The sequence below is a fragment of the Fibrobacter sp. UWB1 genome, assembly GCF_002210325.1.
Classification (GTDB): Bacteria; Fibrobacterota; Fibrobacteria; order Fibrobacterales; family Fibrobacteraceae; genus Fibrobacter.
In genome coordinates this window covers 1-20,830 of record NZ_MWQL01000025.1, presented here as the reverse complement: position 1 = coordinate 20,830, position 20,830 = coordinate 1, and the positions used below count along the sequence as shown (strand labels likewise).

Annotated in this window: 35 protein-coding genes and 1 tRNA gene; 2 read left to right on the top strand and 34 right to left on the bottom strand. The window is 52.8% G+C overall.

The window, feature by feature from the left end:
• Positions 1 to 11 precede the first annotated feature (11 nt).
• Both tig and B7988_RS13820 read right to left on the bottom strand, forming a co-directional pair.
• On the bottom strand, positions 12 to 1,271 hold the full coding sequence (gene tig, locus B7988_RS13825; protein WP_073322868.1) for a trigger factor: 1,260 nt from the start codon (positions 1,269 to 1,271) through the stop codon (positions 12 to 14).
• Positions 1,272 to 1,311: 40 nt separating this feature from the next.
• Positions 1,312 to 1,391: transfer RNA gene (locus tag B7988_RS13820), tRNA-Leu, on the bottom strand.
• Positions 1,392 to 1,498: 107 nt separating this feature from the next.
• On the opposite strand from B7988_RS13820, the gene B7988_RS13815 reads away from it, so the two are divergent.
• Positions 1,499 to 2,491, top strand: a complete 993-nt coding sequence (locus B7988_RS13815; RefSeq protein WP_088658342.1) for an acyltransferase family protein — start codon at positions 1,499 to 1,501, stop codon at positions 2,489 to 2,491.
• Positions 2,464 to 3,696: an oligosaccharide flippase family protein gene (locus B7988_RS13810; protein WP_088658341.1), complete on the top strand. Its 1,233-nt coding sequence runs from the start codon at positions 2,464 to 2,466 to the stop codon at positions 3,694 to 3,696. Before B7988_RS13815 ends, B7988_RS13810 begins: the two co-directional genes overlap by 28 nt.
• On the opposite strand, the gene B7988_RS13805 is transcribed toward B7988_RS13810, so the two are convergent.
• The 32 genes from B7988_RS13805 to B7988_RS13650 all read right to left on the bottom strand — a co-directional run.
• Complete coding sequence (locus B7988_RS13805) at positions 3,637 to 4,980, bottom strand: O-antigen polymerase (RefSeq protein ID WP_088658340.1); 1,344 nt, start codon at positions 4,978 to 4,980, stop codon at positions 3,637 to 3,639. The two genes, B7988_RS13810 and B7988_RS13805, sit on opposite strands and share 60 nt — an antisense overlap.
• 3 nt (positions 4,981 to 4,983) lie before the next feature.
• Entirely contained in the window at positions 4,984 to 6,186 is a 1,203-nt protein-coding gene (locus B7988_RS13800; protein WP_073322864.1) for a Wzz/FepE/Etk N-terminal domain-containing protein, read from the bottom strand.
• A 6-nt stretch (positions 6,187 to 6,192) separates the two neighbouring features.
• Positions 6,193 to 7,362 carry a polysaccharide biosynthesis/export family protein gene (locus tag B7988_RS13795; RefSeq protein ID WP_073322863.1) on the bottom strand — a complete coding sequence of 390 codons (1,170 nt, stop codon included), beginning with the start codon at positions 7,360 to 7,362 and terminating at the stop codon, positions 6,193 to 6,195.
• Positions 7,363 to 7,507: 145 nt separating this feature from the next.
• Positions 7,508 to 7,972, bottom strand: a complete 465-nt coding sequence (gene rplQ, locus B7988_RS13790) for a 50S ribosomal protein L17 (RefSeq protein ID WP_073322861.1) — start codon at positions 7,970 to 7,972, stop codon at positions 7,508 to 7,510.
• A 2-nt stretch (positions 7,973 to 7,974) separates the two neighbouring features.
• Positions 7,975 to 8,949 (bottom strand): DNA-directed RNA polymerase subunit alpha, encoded by a 975-nt coding sequence (locus B7988_RS13785; RefSeq protein WP_072799957.1) that lies wholly within the window; start codon positions 8,947 to 8,949, stop codon positions 7,975 to 7,977.
• An 18-nt stretch (positions 8,950 to 8,967) separates the two neighbouring features.
• Complete coding sequence (gene rpsK, locus B7988_RS13780) at positions 8,968 to 9,408, bottom strand: 30S ribosomal protein S11 (protein WP_083564584.1); 441 nt, start codon at positions 9,406 to 9,408, stop codon at positions 8,968 to 8,970.
• Positions 9,409 to 9,419: 11 nt separating this feature from the next.
• Positions 9,420 to 9,788 (bottom strand): 30S ribosomal protein S13, encoded by a 369-nt coding sequence (rpsM, locus tag B7988_RS13775; RefSeq protein ID WP_072799956.1) that lies wholly within the window; start codon positions 9,786 to 9,788, stop codon positions 9,420 to 9,422.
• 9 nt (positions 9,789 to 9,797) lie between these two features.
• Complete coding sequence (gene rpmJ, locus B7988_RS13770; protein ID WP_014546097.1) at positions 9,798 to 9,914, bottom strand: 50S ribosomal protein L36; 117 nt, start codon at positions 9,912 to 9,914, stop codon at positions 9,798 to 9,800.
• Between the two features lie 28 nt (positions 9,915 to 9,942).
• Positions 9,943 to 10,161: a translation initiation factor IF-1 gene (infA, locus tag B7988_RS13765; RefSeq protein WP_014546098.1), complete on the bottom strand. Its 219-nt coding sequence runs from the start codon at positions 10,159 to 10,161 to the stop codon at positions 9,943 to 9,945.
• Positions 10,161 to 11,522 carry a preprotein translocase subunit SecY gene (gene secY, locus B7988_RS13760; protein ID WP_073057035.1) on the bottom strand — a complete coding sequence of 454 codons (1,362 nt, stop codon included), beginning with the start codon at positions 11,520 to 11,522 and terminating at the stop codon, positions 10,161 to 10,163. The genes infA and secY overlap by 1 nt, the downstream gene beginning before the upstream one ends.
• Complete coding sequence (rplO, locus tag B7988_RS13755; protein WP_072799954.1) at positions 11,522 to 11,965, bottom strand: 50S ribosomal protein L15; 444 nt, start codon at positions 11,963 to 11,965, stop codon at positions 11,522 to 11,524. The genes secY and rplO overlap by 1 nt, the downstream gene beginning before the upstream one ends.
• Position 11,966: 1 nt before the next feature.
• A complete protein-coding gene (gene rpmD / locus B7988_RS13750; protein WP_072799953.1) occupies positions 11,967 to 12,146 on the bottom strand; it encodes a 50S ribosomal protein L30 in 180 nt (59 codons plus the stop codon).
• Positions 12,147 to 12,159: 13 nt separating this feature from the next.
• Positions 12,160 to 12,642, bottom strand: coding sequence for a 30S ribosomal protein S5 (rpsE, locus tag B7988_RS13745; protein WP_072799952.1), 483 nt, complete (start codon positions 12,640 to 12,642; stop codon positions 12,160 to 12,162).
• 11 nt (positions 12,643 to 12,653) lie between these two features.
• Positions 12,654 to 13,025: a 50S ribosomal protein L18 gene (rplR, locus tag B7988_RS13740; protein WP_072799951.1), complete on the bottom strand. Its 372-nt coding sequence runs from the start codon at positions 13,023 to 13,025 to the stop codon at positions 12,654 to 12,656.
• A 9-nt stretch (positions 13,026 to 13,034) separates the two neighbouring features.
• Positions 13,035 to 13,574, bottom strand: a complete 540-nt coding sequence (gene rplF / locus B7988_RS13735; protein ID WP_073057031.1) for a 50S ribosomal protein L6 — start codon at positions 13,572 to 13,574, stop codon at positions 13,035 to 13,037.
• Between the two features lie 2 nt (positions 13,575 to 13,576).
• Positions 13,577 to 13,972 (bottom strand): 30S ribosomal protein S8, encoded by a 396-nt coding sequence (rpsH, locus tag B7988_RS13730; RefSeq protein WP_073057028.1) that lies wholly within the window; start codon positions 13,970 to 13,972, stop codon positions 13,577 to 13,579.
• A 13-nt stretch (positions 13,973 to 13,985) separates the two neighbouring features.
• Positions 13,986 to 14,171 (bottom strand): type Z 30S ribosomal protein S14, encoded by a 186-nt coding sequence (locus tag B7988_RS13725; protein WP_072980638.1) that lies wholly within the window; start codon positions 14,169 to 14,171, stop codon positions 13,986 to 13,988.
• Between the two features lie 9 nt (positions 14,172 to 14,180).
• Entirely contained in the window at positions 14,181 to 14,720 is a 540-nt protein-coding gene (gene rplE / locus B7988_RS13720; RefSeq protein WP_073322857.1) for a 50S ribosomal protein L5, read from the bottom strand.
• Positions 14,721 to 14,729: 9 nt separating this feature from the next.
• Complete coding sequence (rplX, locus tag B7988_RS13715; RefSeq protein WP_072799947.1) at positions 14,730 to 15,029, bottom strand: 50S ribosomal protein L24; 300 nt, start codon at positions 15,027 to 15,029, stop codon at positions 14,730 to 14,732.
• On the bottom strand, positions 15,029 to 15,397 hold the full coding sequence (gene rplN / locus B7988_RS13710) for a 50S ribosomal protein L14 (protein ID WP_072799946.1): 369 nt from the start codon (positions 15,395 to 15,397) through the stop codon (positions 15,029 to 15,031). Before rplN ends, rplX begins: the two co-directional genes overlap by 1 nt.
• Positions 15,398 to 15,418: 21 nt before the next feature.
• Positions 15,419 to 15,673: a 30S ribosomal protein S17 gene (gene rpsQ / locus B7988_RS13705; RefSeq protein ID WP_072980632.1), complete on the bottom strand. Its 255-nt coding sequence runs from the start codon at positions 15,671 to 15,673 to the stop codon at positions 15,419 to 15,421.
• A gap of 18 nt (positions 15,674 to 15,691) precedes the next feature.
• Positions 15,692 to 15,883, bottom strand: coding sequence for a 50S ribosomal protein L29 (rpmC, locus tag B7988_RS13700; protein WP_072799944.1), 192 nt, complete (start codon positions 15,881 to 15,883; stop codon positions 15,692 to 15,694).
• Positions 15,883 to 16,296 carry a 50S ribosomal protein L16 gene (rplP, locus tag B7988_RS13695; protein ID WP_072980630.1) on the bottom strand — a complete coding sequence of 138 codons (414 nt, stop codon included), beginning with the start codon at positions 16,294 to 16,296 and terminating at the stop codon, positions 15,883 to 15,885. The genes rpmC and rplP overlap by 1 nt, the downstream gene beginning before the upstream one ends.
• Positions 16,297 to 16,298: 2 nt before the next feature.
• Positions 16,299 to 16,958 (bottom strand): 30S ribosomal protein S3, encoded by a 660-nt coding sequence (rpsC, locus tag B7988_RS13690; protein WP_072980628.1) that lies wholly within the window; start codon positions 16,956 to 16,958, stop codon positions 16,299 to 16,301.
• Positions 16,959 to 16,963: 5 nt separating this feature from the next.
• Positions 16,964 to 17,311: a 50S ribosomal protein L22 gene (rplV, locus tag B7988_RS13685; protein ID WP_072799941.1), complete on the bottom strand. Its 348-nt coding sequence runs from the start codon at positions 17,309 to 17,311 to the stop codon at positions 16,964 to 16,966.
• Positions 17,311 to 17,595, bottom strand: coding sequence for a 30S ribosomal protein S19 (gene rpsS, locus B7988_RS13680; protein ID WP_072980626.1), 285 nt, complete (start codon positions 17,593 to 17,595; stop codon positions 17,311 to 17,313). Before rpsS ends, rplV begins: the two co-directional genes overlap by 1 nt.
• Positions 17,596 to 17,598: 3 nt before the next feature.
• Entirely contained in the window at positions 17,599 to 18,429 is an 831-nt protein-coding gene (gene rplB / locus B7988_RS13675; protein WP_073322855.1) for a 50S ribosomal protein L2, read from the bottom strand.
• 2 nt (positions 18,430 to 18,431) lie between these two features.
• Entirely contained in the window at positions 18,432 to 18,740 is a 309-nt protein-coding gene (gene rplW, locus B7988_RS13670; protein WP_073322853.1) for a 50S ribosomal protein L23, read from the bottom strand.
• On the bottom strand, positions 18,740 to 19,360 hold the full coding sequence (gene rplD / locus B7988_RS13665) for a 50S ribosomal protein L4 (protein ID WP_088658339.1): 621 nt from the start codon (positions 19,358 to 19,360) through the stop codon (positions 18,740 to 18,742). The genes rplW and rplD overlap by 1 nt, the downstream gene beginning before the upstream one ends.
• Positions 19,360 to 19,977, bottom strand: coding sequence for a 50S ribosomal protein L3 (gene rplC / locus B7988_RS13660; RefSeq protein ID WP_072980618.1), 618 nt, complete (start codon positions 19,975 to 19,977; stop codon positions 19,360 to 19,362). Before rplC ends, rplD begins: the two co-directional genes overlap by 1 nt.
• 5 nt (positions 19,978 to 19,982) lie before the next feature.
• Positions 19,983 to 20,291 (bottom strand): 30S ribosomal protein S10, encoded by a 309-nt coding sequence (gene rpsJ / locus B7988_RS13655; protein WP_088626645.1) that lies wholly within the window; start codon positions 20,289 to 20,291, stop codon positions 19,983 to 19,985.
• Between the two features lie 9 nt (positions 20,292 to 20,300).
• A partial coding sequence (locus tag B7988_RS13650; RefSeq protein ID WP_249269010.1) for an EF-Tu/IF-2/RF-3 family GTPase occupies positions 20,301 to 20,830 on the bottom strand: 530 nt, incomplete at its 5' end.

The window sequence follows — 20,830 nt, the reverse complement described above, 5'->3', positions numbered from 1 at the left end:
CAGTATACCTCTTACTTGTTTTCTTCAGCAGCCGGGCGGATACCAACGATGAAGTCGGCAGCCATCTGAACGCGGAGTTCGTCGCGGAGCTGGTTGATACGGCCGGACTGACGGAAGTGACCCTTGAGGGTTTCGAAGTCCACGTGGTAAGCGTCGGCCATCTGCTTCAGGCGAGCATCGACGTCAGCCTGAGCCGGCTTGATCTTTTCCTTGGTAGCAACGAAGTCGAGAATGCGGTGCTTCTTGATTTCGCGGATAGCTTCCGGAGTGAGACCGTTCAGCTGTTCTTCGGTCGGTTCCACAACGTCCTTTTCGCTCTGGGCATTGCGGTTCAAGGTCCACTTGATGAGGTCGTAAACGCGAGCCTTCGGCACTTCGAACGGGTTCTGTTCGATGATCTTGTCGATAGCTTCGTTGATAGCCTTGTTCTTTGCGGCATCCTGCTTCTGGTTAGCGAGACCTTCGGCGAGGTTCTGCTTGAGTTCCTCGACGTCCTTCACGCCAATCTGCTTGCAGAATTCTTCGTCCATGGTCGGCGGAACGATTTCACGCACGTCAGTAATTTCCACCTTGAACTGGGCCGTCTTGCCGCGGTAGCGTTCGTCCTTGTGGTCATCCGGGTACTTGAAATTAATTTCCTTCACTTCGCCAGCGGTTGCACCGGTGAGGCCTTCGTCAAATCCCGGAGAGGCAGATTCACCAAGGAGGCTACGGAATTCCTTGTTTTCCGGGAGTTCCTGTTTTTCGCCGTCGATCACGACTTCAATATAGTTACCGACCACCACGTCGCCCTTCTTGGCTGCACGGTCCACGTGTTCATCCTTGCTCCACATCTGGATCAAGCGATCGTATTCGGCCTGGACTTCTTCTTCGTGAACGGCGGTTTCCGGAACGGTGACACCCGTGTCAGCATAGCCCTTGATGTCGATTTCCGGGTCCATTTCGACTTCGACCTTCAGTGCGATGTCGTTTTCCTTGTCGTCCTTGAAGTCAACGACCTTCATCTGGCCGACGGGGATGATATTTGCATTCTTGAGCGCTTCCTGAACGAGCTTGTTCACGACTTCGTCCACGGCTTCCTGACGGATAGCGCCGCCAAACTGCTTCAGGATCATAGCCTTCGGCACCATGCCCTGACGGAAACCCTTCATAGAGACCTGCTTCTTGTACTGGCCCAGTTTCTTTTCGAAGGGAGCCGTGAGGTCTGCCTGCGGGATGGTGATTTCGAGGGTGCGCACGGTTGCGCTTGTTTCTTTGATTTCTACGCTCATATGAACTCCGAGAGTCGGTTAAAAAAAGTATTGAAAAACATGCGAGAGGAGGGAGTCGAACCCTCACACCGAAGTGCCAGATCCTAAGTCTGGTGCGTCTGCCAATTCCGCCACTCTCGCGATTTTGCACCCAAAGATACAAAATTTTTCATTTACCGATACCTCCATTCACCTTATTTATCGTTAGGAAGGGCGATTTTGCAAAAGAAAGATGCTAATTTTTAGTCATGGAAATCACACCGACCAAAAGACAACTCTACCCCGATATCGCCTGCGGTTTTCTGATTATCCATATGGTATTCGGCCACATCACGCAACATGCGGGACTGTGGCAAGGGCAACAATCCCTGTACACTTTTTGGTGCAGCCTGATATTTTTCATGATGCCCTGGTTTTTCTTCAAGGCCGGAATGTTCTTTCACGAAAAACCGACCCTCGTCGAAATCAAGGCTTCGGCCAAAAGGCTCCTGGTTCCCTTTGCCTTATTTTCATTCCTCGGCGCCTGCCTCGAATACGCCGCCAAAATGAGCCACGAAGGCTTTACGACCGTAGGCTTCATTCGAGACAACCTGCACGCCCTCCTTATGGGCGGCGCCCTCGAAAGTAACCCGCCGCTTTGGTTCCTGTTCAGCCTTTTCTTCGCAAGAATCATTTTCAACATTCTCTTCAAAAAACTGCCCGACCACATCATCGCCATTATCGGATTCCTTGCCGCCTGCGCCTTTATGCACGCGCCCCTGGACCTGCCCCATTATTTCGGAAACATCCCTGCAGGTCTATTCTTCCTTGCTGCCGGACATTTCTTAAAAGACAAGCAATTCAAGCGTCCCGTCCTTATAGCCGCCATCGTAACGTTCATCGCCATCTTTGCCTCCAACAACCCGCAAGTAGACATGCGACTCCACCATGTCTCTAGCGGTTTATATTTCTTATGGTTCCCCGCATCGCTTGCAGGCATCGTCATCCTCGACCATATCGCCAAAATCCGCCTACTCGAAAAAATAAGGTTGCAAGCCATCGGCAAGGATTCCATGACCTATTACGTTTTGCACTGGCTCGTCATCGTGTGCGTTTCGATTGTCGTCAAAAGAGTCCTGCCCGACGCCTCCACTGAATTAAAGATTGCGCTCTATACATTCGCTTGCGGAATCATCCTCCCCCTCACCGTCTTTATCCGGAAACGCATCAAATCATGCAAGCACTCAGAAACATCAAGATAGGCGTTTTCATATCTCTGGTCAATATCCTCATCCAGGGAGTTTCTGTCCTTGTCCAGAACCTTATCGCGAACAATTTGGGAATTGTCAAGTTCGGATCCTTCGGAATCCTGCAAAGCGATTACACCATTTTCTGCGCCCTCGCCGATTTTGGCATGGCAACGCTGATTCTAGCCTTTTTCGGCAAGCGCGCGACAAACGGTACCCTGTTCACCAACGTTTTGCAACTGAGACTCTTTATGACGGCGCTGACAGCCATTGCCATGGTCGTCTTCGCATTCACCGTCCGAAGAGGGAGCGATATCTTTGAAGGCGAACTGGTTCTTGCACTTGGCCTGCTTCTTCAGCATGCGTTTTTTGACTGGTACTTCATTTGCGGAAACTTCTGGAAAAAGCTCCTGATTTCAAAAGTTCTCCACACACTGTCTTACTGTACCGTCATGGGAATCGCCCTCTGGGTACTCAAACTCGATTCCATTCCCCTGATTGCGCTTGCCATGGTGATTGCAGCCCTGCCCGCGTTCGGGTTCGGTGTCGGTCAGGCGTTCACCTTCAAGATTTTCCGCATCGGTTTGCACACGGTCAAGTTCTTCAAGCTCATGTTCAAATCGGCATGTCCCTATGCGCTTTCGAGCATCGCAAGCTTCGCCTACTTACCGGTTGGCCTTTACACGGTAGCGCACTTTACAACGCCCGAGTTCCTGGGTGCCTACAATTTCTCGCACAAGCTCGTCATTCTCGCCTCAAGCCTCATGGTGCACTTCATTTCGTCAAGCCTCATTACCTTGCACCAGACCGATACACGCGTTCTCCACCTGCGCGACCAGGCCGTATTCACGCTTTTCATCGTAGCGGTCACGACACCCTTCTGGCTGTTCCCGCAATACACGCTCCGCATCGTTTTCTTTGCCGCCCCCTGGACACCCGACGTCCTTGAAACCAGTTGCTACTGCCTGCGCATTCTCGCCTGCTCCCTGATTCTGCAAGCGACACGCATGGGAATGATTTCGACCTTGCTCAAGGAAAAACGCACATGGCTCTACGGCACCATGATTACCATTGGCGGCGTGATAAATATTGCAGTCTGTATCGGTGGCGCAAGCCTGCTCAAGGCGCCCTACATTCCGATGCTCACCCTTTCGGGCGATTTATGCCTGAGCCTGTTCCTGCTCGCTTACTTTGTCAAGAACCGCAGGTTCCGCTGGTAATTCTTTTTCCGTGCCGCGCTTTTGCCACATGCACACGGTAGAAACAAAATAAATCACCGCACCCCAGATGCAGAAAATGCCTTGCTTGTAACCCGCCGTAAAGAACCACCACCCCACAAAGTAGATGAAGTAGGTATACATCAGAATCTGCCGCGGGGTAAAGGGCTTGCACAAACGCAAATGAAGCACCGTGAGGCCGATTCCGCACAAGAGCGGAAACAGGAGCACGCCGAGCAAGTGGAAATCCTTATAAACTTCCCATAGATAGTTCACCGTGTTGAACCCTTCCACCTTCTGGATTCTGTCATTAAAGGCGTCATCCCAGCGGAAACTGGTCCTGAACGAACCCGTGAGTCTTGCGTATTCGAATATGCCGTTAAAGAAGTCGATACCGTAGGTGTGCGGGTGTATTTCGCGGTCGGTCGGCGGGTTCAGCGCATAATCCAGGTTCCAGTAGTTGTTCGCCAGGTACTTGTAGGGCAGTTCCAGCACCACATCCATCGCCTTGCCTTCGGCGGAACTGCCACCATACTGGTCACGAAGACTGCTAATCGACACGAACACCACAATGGCAATTACCAAAAGTGTCGTAATGACAATCGGCGAAATCCGCTTGTACAGGTAGTTCACAAAAATCAAGAAGAAACCCGCATTGAAAAACAGAGTCGTTCTGTTCGGGTACGTCATCAGGTTTACGGCGATTGTTACAAACACCATGACAAAGGCTACATGACGTACCCACCGCACGTCGTTGAACTTCTTAAAAGACGCTACGCCGAAAAGCAGTACACATAACGGACCGCTATTGAACAGGAGTGTGTAATAGCCGTAATTGATGTCTTTCGTCATCCACTTGGCCGGGCTATCCGTGAATATGATCAGGTTGCCCACCACCGAGTATACGCCATAAACGCCCACAAGGAACAGGCAGAACACGCAGAACGAAAGCACCAGGTGAATAGTCCAGTTATAACGCCTGGGAGCCACAGGCTCTGCAACGTTGACCGGCAATCCCTTCGACTTCGCGTGAAGCCTCGCAATAATACAGCCGCCTGCAAACGACAAGAATCCGAGAAGCCACACGCCCCAGGTATAAAGCTTAAAGTCGCTCATCGCCCTGTTTATCTGCAGATATGAGATAGCGAGGGTAATGCACTGCGCAAAGCAATAGACATTGAGCGGACTAAAGAAATCCTTCTTGAACCACCAAGACTGGAATAGGCAAAAAATGACTACCAGAAGAAGGGCGGCGCTGACCGGATATTCTACTATCCACGAAAACACGGGCTAGCCCTTGTTCTTTTTAAAGAATCCCTTGAAGGTGTTCCATTCCATAGCTACCGAGGACCCGCGCTTCGATTCGCTGGCCAGGTAGCCAAGCAAGTTGCTGACAATAGTCGCAATAATGCAGGCCACAGAAAACACGAACACCAGGGTGACACCTCTCAGAGGGTAAATCTTCTTGTCGTTTTCCCAAGGCGGTTCAAGCACATGCAAGTTCGTAAGCATCTTCGCTTCTTCCATGCGCATCTGTTCGCTCTGCTGGCGAAGCAACTTGTACATGGCCTCTTGCACGCGAATCTCTGTTTCGCGGCGCATGTATTCGGCGGCAAGTTCCGGAGACTTCTTGAGGGCGACCATGCCCATGTTCTCGTGGCGACCCTTCAAGGCACCGTGCAAGGCCGAATTCACGCCCTGGTAACGCTTGGTGAGTTCGTCATAGCGCTTGCTCTTTTCACCGCGGTCAGCCTTTTCGAAAGCCATTTCAATCGCCACCTCTTCGCGCTTAGCCTGCAAGGCACCCAAGTACTTGATTGTCGATTCAAGCTGAACATCAGGGTCATAGAAATTGTTGTCCACCTGGAACTTCACAAATTCCTTGATCAAGGAATCCAGAGCCATTTCACAGGAATCGAGCCTGCTCTGGAAATAAATTCTTGACTGCCTAGCCTGCGCCGTCTTGAAGGCGTTAAATGCGGAGTCCGCCTTTTCAAGCATGAAGGCTACAATCTTTGCGGCAAGCCTAAAGTCTTCGTCTTCCATGGAGACGGCGAACATGTCCTCCTTGTTGACTTCTACCGCAAAATTCTTGCGGAATTCCTTCAACAAGTCCGCATGGAAATCGCCATCGAATTCATAATGCTCCGCCAGGTTGAATTCCCTAATCACCTGGTCATGCAATTCCCACGAATTGAAAATCGTCCAGACAGCGTTCTCATCTTCGTCGCTATTGGAAAGCCCAAGAAGCGCGCCCATGCCGGAAGCGCCACCGAGCATTGAACTCAAACCGCTCAACGACGTCTGAGACGAAGACGGTGGAGTCACCACGGCCGTCGCCGCATACACGGGCTTAATGACCCACATGACAAGCACAAAGGCGACAATCGTGGGAATAAGGACAATCGCTAGGCACAACTTGAAATGCTTCAAGTCGTTATTCAGCAAGCGAAGGCAGACTTCGATAAAACCGACAGATTCCTGCTTTTCCATACAAAACTACTTATAGTTGACGTAAATGATGAATGCCGAAGAAATCACCGTAAGGAGCGACGCCAAGAACAACGTGAAATCCTTGAAAGATTCATAATGGCTCTTCGGGATTTCGATATAGTCGCCCGGCATAATCTGGTCTTCGGTCACGCTCAGTTTCAAAGGTTCAGGGCTCTTGCCACGCCATACCTTGACCTGGCTCCACGATCCCGTAATCGTGTTGATGCCAGACGCCGCCACGTAATCAATGGCATGCCACGACGGGTCGTAAGGATAGCGACCCAGGTAGTTCACGGCACCGCCCACATATACAAGCATTTCCTGCACGGAAAATTCCACTTCGGTATTCGGAGCAACAGTCGTCTTGCTCATTTCGGAAATATCGATCCAGCGCGGAGCCTTGCCCGGTTCACGAACGCAAGCGGCCTTGTAGCCGTAGTTATGCAAGCGGTAGCCTCCGACTAGGTCGAAGTATTCCTGCAAGGTACGACCTTCCTGGTAGGCGGCACTGGTCCTGTAGCCCGGGAAAATCAACGAAACGTTTTCGCCCATCTTCACAAACGGCACATAAACCTTGTCGCCCTGTTCCAGCATGATGTCGTTATCGAATTCACCCTTCGTCGCCATGGCGCTGTAATCCACGTGAATCGTATCCTTACCGCGAATCACCTGCACATCTTCGATGTCGGCGCTCAAAAGGGTTCCGCCCACCTTGCGCAAGAACATACTCAGTCTCGTCTGCGGTTCCACCAGCTGCTGGCCCACTTCCGAAATGGCACCCATGGCATTCACCTTGAATTTCTTGAGCACGGAAAGCTGCACAAAGCACTGGTCACGCTTGTAACGCTTGGCTGCAAGGTCCAGAATCAGTTCTCGCGCCTCGGCAAGCGTCTTGCCACCCACAATAACGCCACCGCATTCTTCAATGGCGACAGATCCATCCGGATACACCTGTACAGTCAAATAATTGTCTTCGAGCATCAAGTCCAAAAAATCTCCGGGGCCAAGCACGTAGCTCGAATCAACAGGGGCTTCAGCAGAAGCCGGCTGCATCACGGCCGAACTGCGCGACGAGATCCCACCCTTCTTCGAAGAAATAAGTCCCGAGCCAAAGAGGTCGTCATCAGCAAAAAGGCTAACGCAAAGTAAAGCTATGAATAGTATAAAGTTACGCATGTCTCTATAAAATACAAAATTAAAGAGTAAAGATACTAGTCGATAGTTAATAGTTGCTAGGATTTTTTATCCAAGGTCAAATATCAAAAAAAGAGGGAGCCGACATACATCGGCCCCCATCTCCAATCTTTTGCACAAAGATCAATTATGCCTTGCTTTCGCCTTCGACCATGCTCACAGCTTCGGACTTGGGCTGTTCGCTAGCCTTCTTGGCCTTCACGACGATTTCGTCTTCGACGAGACCGACGAGAGCCATTTCGGAAGCGTCACCAGCGCGGTTCGGGCCGAGCTTGATGATGCGGGTGTAGCCGCCGTTACGGCCAGCATAGCGAGGACCGATCGTTGCGAACAGGTCCTGCACAGCCTTCGGGCTCATCACGAAGCGAGAAGCTTCACGACGTGCAGAAAGGTCACCCTTCTTTGCATAAGTGATCATGCGATCCACGCAGCTGCGGACGAGCTTAGCCTTGTGGAGAGTAGTGCGCACGTAGCGGTTGCTCTGCTCGGCTTCCATGCCCTTCTCAAGAATAGAAGTGGTAAGAGCGCGGAGGATGGCACGCTTGTGCTGGGCATTCACGCCCAATTTCTTGTTTTTTACACCGTGTCTCATGTTTAATCCTTCAAGTAGTCATCGACGTCCATGCCAAAAGAGAGGCCCATGGAGGTCAACACCTCGTTAAGTTCCACCAAGGACTTCCGACCGAAGTTCTTGTATTTAAGCATATCGTTTTCCTTGTTGCGCACAAGTTCGCCGACGGTATGGATGTTAGCCATACGGAGGCAGTTGCTGGAGCGAACGGAGAGTTCCAGGTCGTCCACGCGGGTGCGCAGGAGCTGGGCGATACGCTGACGTTCTTCATCCATTTCAAGTTCTTCGGGGCTTTCGAGATCGCCTTCGAAGTTGATGAAGATTTCCAGGTGGTCCATGAGGAGCTTTGCAGCGTATGCAAGAGCGTCTTCCGGATCGATGGAACCGTCAGTCGTGATTTCCAGTTCCAGACGGTTGTAGTCCGTCTTCTGGCCAACGCGGGTATCGCTGATGTGCATCGCGACTTTCTGCACCGGGTTGAAGTTGGCGTCCATGGCGATAACGCCAATCGGAGCGTCCTTGTCCTTCAATTCGTCGGCAGTGACGTAGCCGCGACCGCTGGAAATCTTCACTTCCAGGGAGAGCGATGCGTTACCGTTCAAAGTAGCGATATGGACGTCCGGAGTCAAGATGGCGACATTCGGATTGTCCATGAAGTCCTTGGCCGTGACTTCGCCTTCGCCGGACATGTCCAAGCGGAGCGTTTCGTCGTGGTCGGACAGGAGCTTCACGCGGATGCTCTTGAGATTCAGGATGATATCAGTGACATCTTCCTTCACACCCGGAATCGTCGAAAATTCCTTATCGACGCCTTCAATTTTCACGGAGACAATAGCCGCACCCTGCAGAGAGGAAAGGAGCGAACGACGGAGGGCGTTACCGAGGGTAATACCCCAGCCACGTTCCAAAGCCTCTACGACAAACTTGGCGTAGCGACCATCTTCGCCGGTTTCCACTTTCTGGAAGCTGCGCGGCATCTGAAGTGATTTCCACATCATTGGCGATACCTCTTTTAATTAGACTCTTCTCTTCTTTTTAGGACGGCAACCATTGTGCGGAACGCCCGTCACGTCTCGAATAGAGAGAACTTCGAGGCCCGCATTCTTGATAGCACGGACAGCGGATTCACGACCGCCACCTGCGCCCTTGACGCGGACATCTACCTTGCGCATACCGAGGTCGAAAGCCTTGTGGGCAGCGACTTCAGCGGCGAGCTGGGCAGCAAACGGAGTGCTCTTGCGAGAGCCCTTGAAACCGGAGTTACCCGGAGAGCCCCAAGCGACCACGTTGCCGCGAGCATCGGTGATAGAAACGATTGTATTGTTGAAGGAAGCGAACACGCAGGCGATGCCCTGGATGTCAATACGCTTCTTGCCCTTCTTGACCTTTTCTTCTGTAGCAGCAGCGACCGGAGCTTCGGCAGCGGCAGCAGTTTCCTTAATTTCTTCTTCAGCCACGATGAATCTCCTTACTTCTTCTTGTTAGCCACAGTCTTCTTGGGGCCCTTACGAGTGCGGGCATTGGTACGGGAGCGCTGACCGCGAACGGGGAGACCCTTGCGGTGGCGGATGCCGCGATAGCAGCCAATATCCTGCAGACGCTTAATGTTCAAGGTGATTTCTGCGCGGAGCTGACCTTCCACGGAGTATTCGTCTTCGAGGAGATGACGAATCTTACCTTGTTCTTCTTCAGTCAGGTCGTCACACTTCTTGTTCTTGTCGATGCCCAGCTGAGCACAGACCTTATTAGCGGTGAACAGACCGACACCATAGATTGCCGTCAGACCGTATTCAACAGTCTTGTTTTTCGGTAAATCGACACCAGCGATACGTGCCATACGATCTCCTTATCCCTGCTTCTGCTTGTGACGGGGGTTCTTCGAACAGATGATGCGCAATACACCCTTACGGCGGATGATCTTGCAGTTTTCACATCTGGGTTTAATGGAGGCTTTGATTTTCATAGGTTTGACCTTTCTTTGAAAATACCTATTACTTGTAACGGTATGTGATTCGCCCACGATTGAGATCGTAAGGAGAAATCTCTACCAACACTTTGTCGTCCGGCAAAATTCGAATGAAATGCCGACGCATTTTTCCTGAAACATGAGCGAGAATCTCGTGGCCATTTCCGAGTTGGACACGGAAGAAGGCGTTGGGAAGAGCTTCCAACACAACACCTTCTACTTGTATTCCTTCTTCTTTAGCCACTAAGACGCCATCCTGCCGCGAATGCGGCCATGCTTGAGGAAACCTTCATAATTCTTGGTATGCAACTGGGCTTCGAGTTGACGGAGCGTATCCAGCGCCACACCGACCACGATAAGTACCGAGGTGCCCCCAATATAGAAACTCATATTGAGTGCGTCTTTGAGATGGAGCGGACCAACACTGATTAAAGCGAGGAAAAGCGATCCAGGCAAAGAAATTCTCGTGAGAACGTGGTCTATGTACTTTGCAGTTTCGTTACCCGGACGGATTCCCGGAATAAATCCACCACTTCTCTTGAGGTTTTCGGCAATGTCGTTAGGGTTGTACTGGATTGCCGTGTAGAAGTAGGTGAAGAATATAATCAGGAGAGCGAAGATCACACTATAGGTAATGTGACCCGGGATGAACGCAGCCGCAAAGGACTGCATCGCAGAAACGTTCGGGAACCAGGAAGCGATCATGGCCGGAATGAACATGATGCAGCTTGCGAAGATCACGGGAATCACGCCAGCGGTATTCACCTTGAAAGGCAGATAGCTGGACTGGCCGCCCACGACCTTGGAACCTACGGTCCTGCGAGGACTTTGGAGTGGAATGCGACGGTTCGCTTGCTCGACGAATACGATAAAGCCGATAATCAGAATCACGACAGCGAGAATAAAGATCTCGATGGCGAGAGGCTGGATATCTTCCTTAAACATTTCAATTTCGGCAAGGGCAGCCCGCGGAAGGCCGCCGACGATACCGGCGAAGATGATAAGAGAAATACCGTTACCCACACCGTGCGAGGTAATCTGCTCGCCCAGGTACATCACGAAGATCGTACCGGCGGTGAAGGTCAGGGTAGCTAGTAAACGGAAACCGATGTTTCCGGCGCCCGTAGCGAAGTCATCAGCCAAGACAGACACTCCGGCACCGGTAGCGGTTGTCACCTTAAGGGACGAAAGCCACACAGAAATGCCCCATCCCTGCAAGGCAGCGAGAGCTACCGTAAAGTAACGGGTATATTGGTTCAGCCTGGCGCGCCCTTCCTGACCTTCCTTCTGAAGCATCTGGATAGCGGGAATCACGGAGCCCATCAACTGGATGATAATGCTCGCGCTGATGTACGGCATGATACCTAGGGCGAAAATAGTCGCTTTAGCGAATGCACCGCCCGTAAAGGAGTCATACAGACCGAACAAATTATTCGAGTTACGGAAGAACTCCGCCAAGACGGCAGAATTCACTCCGGGGATAGTGATGTGTGCGCCAAGGCGATAGATGATCAAGACACCGAGCGTAAAAAGGAGCTTTTTACGCAGGTCTTCAATCTTGAACGCATTAGCGAACGCATCAAGGGCTTTCTTGAGAGCTTCCATTAGACGATCTCGACTTTGCCGCCAGCAGCTTCGATCATGGCCTTGGCCTTTTCGCTGATGGCGTTAACCTTTACATTGATTGCCTTGTCGATGGTACCAAAAGCGAGGACCTTGATAGGCAGTTCGATGTTCTTGATGAAACCCTGGTCAAACATTGCCTGGGCGTCGAAGTCCGTCACGCTGCAAGAAGCGAGCTTCTTGAGGTTAACGATCTGCGTGTCCTTGGCGAAGTGAGACTTGAAGCCACGCTTCGGGATGCGACGGTGGATCGGCATCTGGCCGCCTTCGAAGGCGACGCGACCGGCCTGAGCACTCTTACGAGCGCCGGCACCCTTCTGGCCACGGCCAGCGGTGGTGCCCCAACCGGAACCCGGACCGCGACCAATGCGCTTGCGGCTCTTGCCCTTGGCAGCCTTGCCAGGATTGAGAGTATTGAGTTCCATCTTAGATCTCCTCGACCTTCACCATGTCAGCCACGGCATTGATCATGCCCTGGATGCTGGGGGTCAAAACGTGTTCAACAGACTGTCCGATCTTACGGAGGCCGAGAGCAGCCACGTTAGCGCGGTGCATCGGGAGACGGCGGACAGTACCCTTAATCAAAGTAATACGAACTTTCTTCATCGTGTATTACTCCTTAGGCATTGGCACCGCGGAGAGCGGCGCAGTCCTGTTTGTTCTTCTGAGCCAAGAGACCTTCGAGGCAGGCGCTCACGACAGTGCTCGGGTTGGAAGAACCGTGAATCTTGGTGAGGATGTTGCGCACACCGGCCAGTTCGAGAACGGCACGGGCAGCGGCACCGGCGATAACACCAGTACCCGGGGCAGCCGGCATCAAGAGGATGCGGGTTGCGCCGCTCTTGACTTCGATGTCATGGGGAATGGTGCCGTCGAGGAGCTGCACTTCAACGATGTTACGCTGGGCGGCTTCGGTACCCTTACGGATAGCTTCGGAAACTTCCTTAGCCTTACCGAGACCAACACCGACCTTGCCGTTCTTGTTGCCAACGACAACGAGAGCGGAGAAGGACATACGGCGACCGCCCTTGACGGTCTTAGCGCAACGGTTGATGTGTACAACCTTGTCTTCAAATTCAGAAACTTGAGCTTCGCGTTCCAAAGTGTACCTCACTAGAATTTGAGTCCGCCTTCACGAGCTCCCTCAGCGAGAGCCTGAACGCGACCGTGATAGATGTAACCGCCGCGGTCAAAGACCACGGATTCAATGCCCTTGGACTTCGCGACTTCAGCAATCTGGATACCGAGCTGCTTGCTCTGTTCCGACTTCGTCATTTCACCAAACTTAGCCTGGAATTCCTTGGCAGTCGTGGTGAGCTGGACGAGAGACTTGTTGTTTTCGTCATCGATAATCTGGGCGACCATGTGAGACAAGGAACGGCGAACAGCCAAACGAGGGCATTCTGCAGTTCCGACAACAGACTTGCGCACACGTTCATGGCGTGCGATTCTGGACTGGATTCTTTTCTTAGCAATTGCAGTCATAGTTTACCCTTATTTACCTGTCTTCTTACCTTGCTTACGACGGACAATTTCGCCTTCGTACTTGACGCCCTTGCCCTTATACGGTTCAGGCTTCCTGTACTTGCGGATTTCTGCCGCAGCTTGGCCGACCTTCTGCTTATCGATGCCCTTGATAGAGATCTTCAGCGGGTCAACAGCCTTGAGTTCAACGCCTTCCGGGGCCTTGAAGATAACCGGATGAGAGAAGCCGAGAACCAGGTTGAGGTCCTTGCCCTTCTGTTCCACACGGTAACCAACGCCGACGATTTCGAGCGTCTTCTGGAAACCCTTGGTCACGCCTTCGACCATGTTGGCAACGAGAGCGCGAGTAGTGCCATGGATGGCACGGGTGAACTTCTGATCGTCAGGACGGGAGAAGGAAAGCTGGTTGCCTTCGAGCTTGATTGCAATCAGTTCATGAACGTCGGTCTCGAGCTTGCCGAGAGGACCTTCAACCTTGATGTTCTGACCATTGACGGCGACTTTCACGCCGGCCGGGATATTGATAATAGCTTTACCGATACGGGACATCTTTACCATACCTTTGCGATGACTTCACCACCCACGTTTTCCTTGCGGGCTTCGTGGTCGGTCATCACGCCTTTAGATGTGGAGATGATAGCATAGCCAAGGCCGTTGCGGACGCGCGGAAGCTTAGCAGCGTCGACATAGTGACGCAGACCAGGCGAAGAAATGCGCTGGATGCCCTGGATAGCGGATTCGCCCTTCGTGTAACGGAGGAGGACCTTGAGGATGCCCTGCTTACCGTCATCGACGACGACGAACTTTTTAATGAAACCTTTTTCCTGCAACACGCGAGCGATTTCACGCTTCAAGTTGCTGGCAGGAATGTCCACCACGGGGAGCTTTGCCGAAGCGGCATTGCGGATACGGGTGAGCATATCGGCGATAGGATCTGTCATTGCCATGAGTATACTCTCCTTACCAAGACGACTTTGTGATACCGGGGATTTCGCCGGCGAGTGCCATTTCGCGGAAGCAAATACGGCAAAGGCCAAAGCGGCGCATAAAGGCGTGCGGCCTACCGCAACGCTTGCAACGGTTGTACCCACGAACGGTATACTTCGGAGTACGCTTGCATTTTTCAATCATTCTTTTGCTTGCCATGGTATTACCTTACTTCCTGAAGGGGAGTCCAAGTTCTTCAAGCAGGGCGCGGCCTTCTTCGTCCGTCTTTGCAGAGGTCACGAAGGAGATGTCCATACCGAAGGTACGAGAAATCTTGTCGATGTCGATTTCAACAAAGATCGTCTGTTCCTTGATGCCGAGGGTAAAGTTACCCATGCCATCAAAGCCACGGCGTGCGAGACCACGGAAGTCACGGACACGCGGGAGGTCGATGTTGATGAAACGGAAGAGGAAGTCCCACATGTTGTCGCCGTGCAGGGTGACCTTGGCACCGATGCCGATACCTTCGCGCAGGTGGAACTGGGCGATAGCCTTCTTGGCGTTGGTGACGACAGCCTTCTGACCGGTAATAGCGGTCAGGGTATCAACGGCTTCATCCAGGATCTTGCGGTTAGAGGCGGCAGCGCCGACACCCATGTTGAGCACGATCTTCTGGAGGCGGGGAATTTCCATCACGTTCTTGTAAGCAAACTTCTGCTGCAAGGCCGGAACTACTTTTTCGAGATAAAATTGCTTCATCTGGTTCATGTGTTACCTCTAGATAGCCTTGCCGGACTTGACGCTCACGCGGGAAGCCTTCTTGCCGGCTTCGCGCACGATACGGGTACGGACAGGAGTGTTGCCTTCGAGGAGCATCACGTTGGAAATGTCGATCGGCAGTTCCTTTTCGATGATGCCACCAGTCTGATTGGTCTGAGACGGCTTTTCATGACGCTTGCGGACGTTCACGCCCGAAACGGTCACCTTACCGCCCTTGACACTAATCACGGTGCCGGTCTTGCCCTTGTTGGCACCGGAAATCACCTTGACGTTATCATTCTTCTTGATGTTTGCCATTAGAGAACCTCAGGTGCGAGGGAGATGATCTTCATGTATTTCTTGTCGCGGAGCTCACGAGCCACCGGTCCAAAAATACGGGTTCCACGAGGTTCGCCATCCTTGTTGATGAGAACCACGGCGTTGTCCGAGAAACGGATGAACGTGCCATCCGGACGGGCAATTTCTTTGCGAGTGCGCACAACGACGGCGTCAGCTACGGAACCCTTCTTCACCTTGCTCTGGGGGATTGCGTCTTTGACGGCAACCTTGATGACATCACCGATGCTGGCATAGCGACGGTTGGTGCCACCCAAAACGCGGATGCAGGCGACTTCCTTGGCTCCACTGTTATCGGCCACGACGAGTCTGGTTTCTTCTTGAATCATATTCGCCTTACTCCAAAACGATTATTTCTTCTTAGCTACAATGCGAACGAGGCGCCAGCGCTTCGTTGCAGAGAGCGGACGAGTTTCCATGATTTCCACCAGGTCGCCTTCACCGGCTTCGTTGTTTTCATCGTGAGCCTTGAGCTTCTTGGTGGTGGTCATGATCTTGTTGTACACCGGGTGACGCTTACGGTTTTCAACTACGACGGTGATGGTTTTGTCCATCTTGTCAGAGCTGACGACACCCTGTCTTACCTTACGAAGGTTTCTATCCATTTCCTGCTCCTGCCCGGCTTATGCCTTGGCCTTTTCGGTGAGGATGGTCTTGACCCTAGCGATATCCTTGCGGGTATTGCGGATCGAAGAGGGTTTTTCCAAGTTACCGAGCTTGGCAGCCATACGGTAATTGAACAAATCGAGATTCAACTGAGCCAGTTTTTCCTTGAGCTGGTCAACGCCCAGTTCCTTTAATTCACGTGCCTTCATTAGATCTCCGATTCTTCGATGATTTTGCACTTGAGGGGGAGCTTCTGTGCTGCGACATGGAGAGCTTCCATGGCCAGTTCACGTTCGACACCACCCATTTCGAAAATGATGCGACCCGGGAGGATAACGGCTGCCCAGAATTCGACGGCGCCCTTACCCTTACCCATACGGGCTTCAGCAGGGTGACGGGTAACCGGCTTGTCGGGGAAGACGCGGATCCAAACGCGGCCACCGCGCTTGATCTTACGGGTCATGGCGATACGAGCGGCTTCAATCTGACGAGCAGTCAGCCAGCACTTTTCAAGAGCCTGAATGCCGAATTCGCCGAAGGCGATGGAGTTGCCGCGGGAGGCAATGCCCTTCATGCGGCCTTTCATCTGCTTACGATGTAATGTTCTTTTAGGACTCAGCATAATTACTTCTCTCTCTTGTTATCGTTCATGACGTCCTTGCCAATCTTTTCGCCGTGCATGATCCACACCTTGATACCGATGGCACCATAGACGGTCTTGGCAATGGCAGTCGCGTAATCGATGTCGGCGCGGAGAGTGTGCAGAGGCACGCGGCCTTCGGCATACTTTTCGACGCGGGCAATTTCGGCACCACCGAGGCGGCCACCGCACTGCACCTTGATACCTTCAACGCCCATGCGCATAGCGGACTGGATAGCGCGCTTCATGGCACGACGGAAGGAAATACGCTTTTCGAGCTGACGAGCGATGTTTTCGGCAACCAGCTTGGCATCCGTTTCCGGGCGCTTGATTTCCTGGACGTTAATATAGATTTCTTTACCGGTGAGGAACTGGAGTTCGCCCTTGAGCTTTTCCAATTCTTCGCCCTTACGGCCAATCACGATACCCGGACGGGCGGTAAAGAGGTTCACGTTCACCTTCTTGACGGTGCGTTCGATGCCGACCTTGGAAAGGGAGGCATGTTCAAAACGCTTCATCAAGTAGCGACGGAGCACGATGTCTTCATAAAGAAGATCGGCAAACTTGTCTTCGGCATACCACTTGGATTCCCAGCCGCGGATAACGCCAAGACGAAGACCATTCGGATGAGTTTTCTGACCCATTTTAATTACTCCTTGTTGGCCACAACGACTGTGATGTGAGAGAGCGGCTTTTCGATACGGAAAGCACGGCCCTGGGAACGCGGGTGAATACGCTTCATGATGGTACCACCGTCGGCAGTGATGGTCTTGACGACCAGTTCTTCGGCGGCAACGGCACCAGCGGCCTTCTGCTTGAAGTTAGCGACAGCGGACTTCAGAGCATTTTCGACCAGCGGAGCACCCTTGGTCTGCGTGTGGAGAATAGAAAGCATTGCGAATGCTTCTGCAACGGACTTGCCGCGAACCAGGTCGACAACGCGACGGAGCTTGCGAACGCCGTAACGGACGTTTTTCACTTTAGCAACAGCTTGCATTATTTCTTTCCTCCAGCAGCGGTTTCAGTCTTACGGTGACCGCGGAAAGTGCGGGTCATGGAGAATTCACCCAGCTTGTGGCCGACCATGTTTTCGGTCACGTACACAGGGATGAACTGCTTGCCGTTATAGACGGAGAACGTAAGTCCGACCATATCAGGAATGATGGTGGAACGACGGGACCAGGTCTTGATAGCCTGTTTCTTGTCGGAACCGGCCATCGCCTGGGCTTTGCTCAAAACGTGGGAATCCACGAAAGCACCTTTCTTAAGGGATCTGGACATGAATTAGGCCCTCTTCTGACGACGACGTACGATAAACCTATCGGTACGCTTATTGTTACGAGTTTTGGCACCCTTAGAGTTCTTACCCCAAGGAGAGCACGGATGACGACCACCAGAGGTACGACCTTCACCACCACCAAGGGGGTGATCGACCGGGTTCATAACGACACCACGGACGGACGGGCGAATGCCGAGCCAGCGAGAGCGGCCTGCAGAACCCGAGGATTCATTCATGTGATCGATATTGGAAACCTGACCCACGACGGCGAGGCAATCTTCCGGAATGTAGCGAACTTCGCCACTCGGGAGCTTGACCTGGCAGAGCTTGCCGTCTTTAGCGACGAGTTCTGCACCTGCACCAGCGGAACGAGCGATCTGAGCGCCCTTGCCCGGTTTCATTTCGATGTTGTGGATAATGGTGTTCAGCGGAATATCGCGGAGCGGAATAGCGTTACCGACGCGGAATTCGGCACCTTCGCCAGAATTCAGCACATCACCAACCTTGACGTCAGCCGGAGCGATGATGTAGCAGCGCTTGCCGTTCAGGTACTTGACCAGAGCGATACGAGCGGAACGGTTCGGATCGTATTCGATCGTTTCGACAGTGCAGGGGATGCCAGCGAACTGACGCTTGAAATCGATGATACGATACAGTTTCTTGTGACCACCACCGCGACGGCGGGAGGTGATTTCACCGGCGTTGTTACGGCCGGAGCTACGCTTGATGCCTTCGGTGAGCGGCTTGTACGGCTTTTCCGCAGTGATTTCCTTGCGGTCACCAATCTGCTTGTAGCGCAGCGTCGGGGTAAGCGGGCGATAAGACTTCAGACCCATGATTATACTCCTTCGAACTCGGCAATCTTTTGCCCGGCCTTAAGCGTGATGTAGGCCTTCTTCCAGTTGGACTTCTTGCCGGCGACCATGCCCATACGAACGCGCTTCATCTTGCCGCGGTTGATAAGGGTATTGACGGAATCGACCTTGACACCGAAACGCTTTTCGATAGCGTCCTTGATCTCGGTCTTCGTTGCGGTCTTGGCAACCTTGAATACATACTTGTGCACGTCATTACGCACAGCAGCCATCAAACGGGCAGTAGCTTCGGTAATGTGCGGTGCAACGAGAATTTCGTGAAGTTCACTCATTAGCGGCCTCCTTCCAGTTCGGCGAGAGCTGCCTGGGAGATGACGACGTTGTTGGCGCGAACGATGTCGTAAGTGTTAACATCGGCAACGCGTGCGCAACGGCACCAAGGAATGTTGTTAGAAGACAGGTAAAGGTTCTTGTCAGCTTCGCTCACGAGGAAGAGAGCGTTGCGCTGTTCGAGACCGGCCTTGTTGAGGACAGCGAGGAGATCCTTGGTCTTCGGGGCGTCGAAAGCGAGAGCTTCGAACACCTGCACCTTGCCTTCGGCAGCCTTAGCAGCGAGAGCAGAGCGGAAAGCGATCTTCTTGACCTTCTTGTTCACCTTTTCAAAGTAGTCATGGGACTTAGGACCGTGAGCCTTGGCACCGCGAACCCACACAGCGGAGGTGTTCTGACCGGAACGTGCACGACCCGTGCCCTTCTGCTTCCAAGGCTTCTGACCACCACCGCTAACGGAGGATTTGTTCTTAGCCTGGGCAGTGCCCTGACGATTGTTGTTCAGGATAGCCTTGATGTGCAAGTACATGCAGACCTTGTTGACTTCCTGATCGAACATGGCCGGGAGCTGAATATCATTCTTGAAATCGCCAGTAGCGGCGAAAAGCTTTGCTGTAGCCATTAGTCTTTCCTCACCACGATGATGCTGTTCTTTGCACCGGGAACTGCGCCGCGGACAAAGATCAGGTTGCGGTCGCCGTCAACCTTGACGACCTGGAGGTGCTTCACGGTCACTTTCTTGTTACCGAACTGACCGGCCATACGCTTGCCCGGGAAAACGCGGCCCGGATAAGAGTGAGCGGACGTACCACCCGGTTCGCGCATGTTGTGCGTACCATGGGAACGAGGACCGCTGTGGAAGTTATGGCGCTTGATGGTACCGGAGAAGCCGTGACCCTTGGAGAGGCCAGAGACATTCACCATCTTCACATCGGCGAAGTCAGCTGCACCGAATTCCTTGCCAACCGGCCAGGCTTCGAGATCAGCGACATCGAATTCAGCGAGGTGTTCACGAACAGCGACATCAGCCTTCTTGAAGTGGCCGATTTCAGCCTTGTTGGCGCGCTGTTCTTTCTTGAGACCAAAGCCGATCTGGACAGCAGTGTAGCCGTCCTTCTCTTCTGTCTTATGGCAAACGACCACGCACGGACCGGCTTCGAGAACCGTGACAGGGACGCGTTCGCCCTGTTCCGTGAACACTTGGGTCATTCCCAATTTCTTTGCGAGAATACCGTTCATTGTTATTAAACCTTAATTTCGACTTCAACGCCTGCCGGCAAGTCAAGTTTCATGAGGGAATCTACAGTCTGCGGCGTAGCATCAAGGATGTCGATCAGACGCTTGTGCGTACGGGATTCGAACTGTTCACGGGAAGTCTTGTCGATATGCGGAGAGCGAATCACCGTATACTTCTGGATCTTCGTCGGAAGAGGGATGGGGCCGGCAATGCGTGCCCCAGTGTTCTTAGCTGTATTCACGATGTCTTGAGCGGAGCGGTCGATCATACGATGGTCGAAGCTCTTCAAGCGAATACGAATGCGTTCACCAGCCATGATAATTCCTTACTTGATGATTTCGGTTACGGAGCCAGCGCCAACGGTACGGCCACCTTCGCGGATTGCGAAGCGGAGCTGCTTTTCCATTGCCACCGGGGCGATCAGGTTCACGTGGATGGTCACGGTGTCACCCGGAGTCACCATTTCGACACCTTCCGGAAGCTGGATCGTGCCAGTCACGTCGGTGGTGCGGAAGTAGAACTGAGGACGGTAGCCGTTCATGAACGGAGTGTGACGGCCGCCTTCGTCCTTGGTAAGAACGTAGATTTCAGCCTTGAATTCGGCATGCGGGGTGACGGACTTCGGGGCTGCGAGCACCTGGCCGCGGCTGACGTCCTTCTTTTCTGCGCCGCGGAGGAGCAGACCGACGTTGTCGCCTGCCTGGGCGTCGTCGAGGAGCTTGCGGAACATTTCAACGCCGGTGACCACGTATTCGGCAGTTTCGCCGAGACCGACGCGTTCGACCTTGTCGTTCAGGTGGACGACGCCGCGTTCGATACGACCGGTGGCGACGGTGCCACGACCGGTGATGGTGA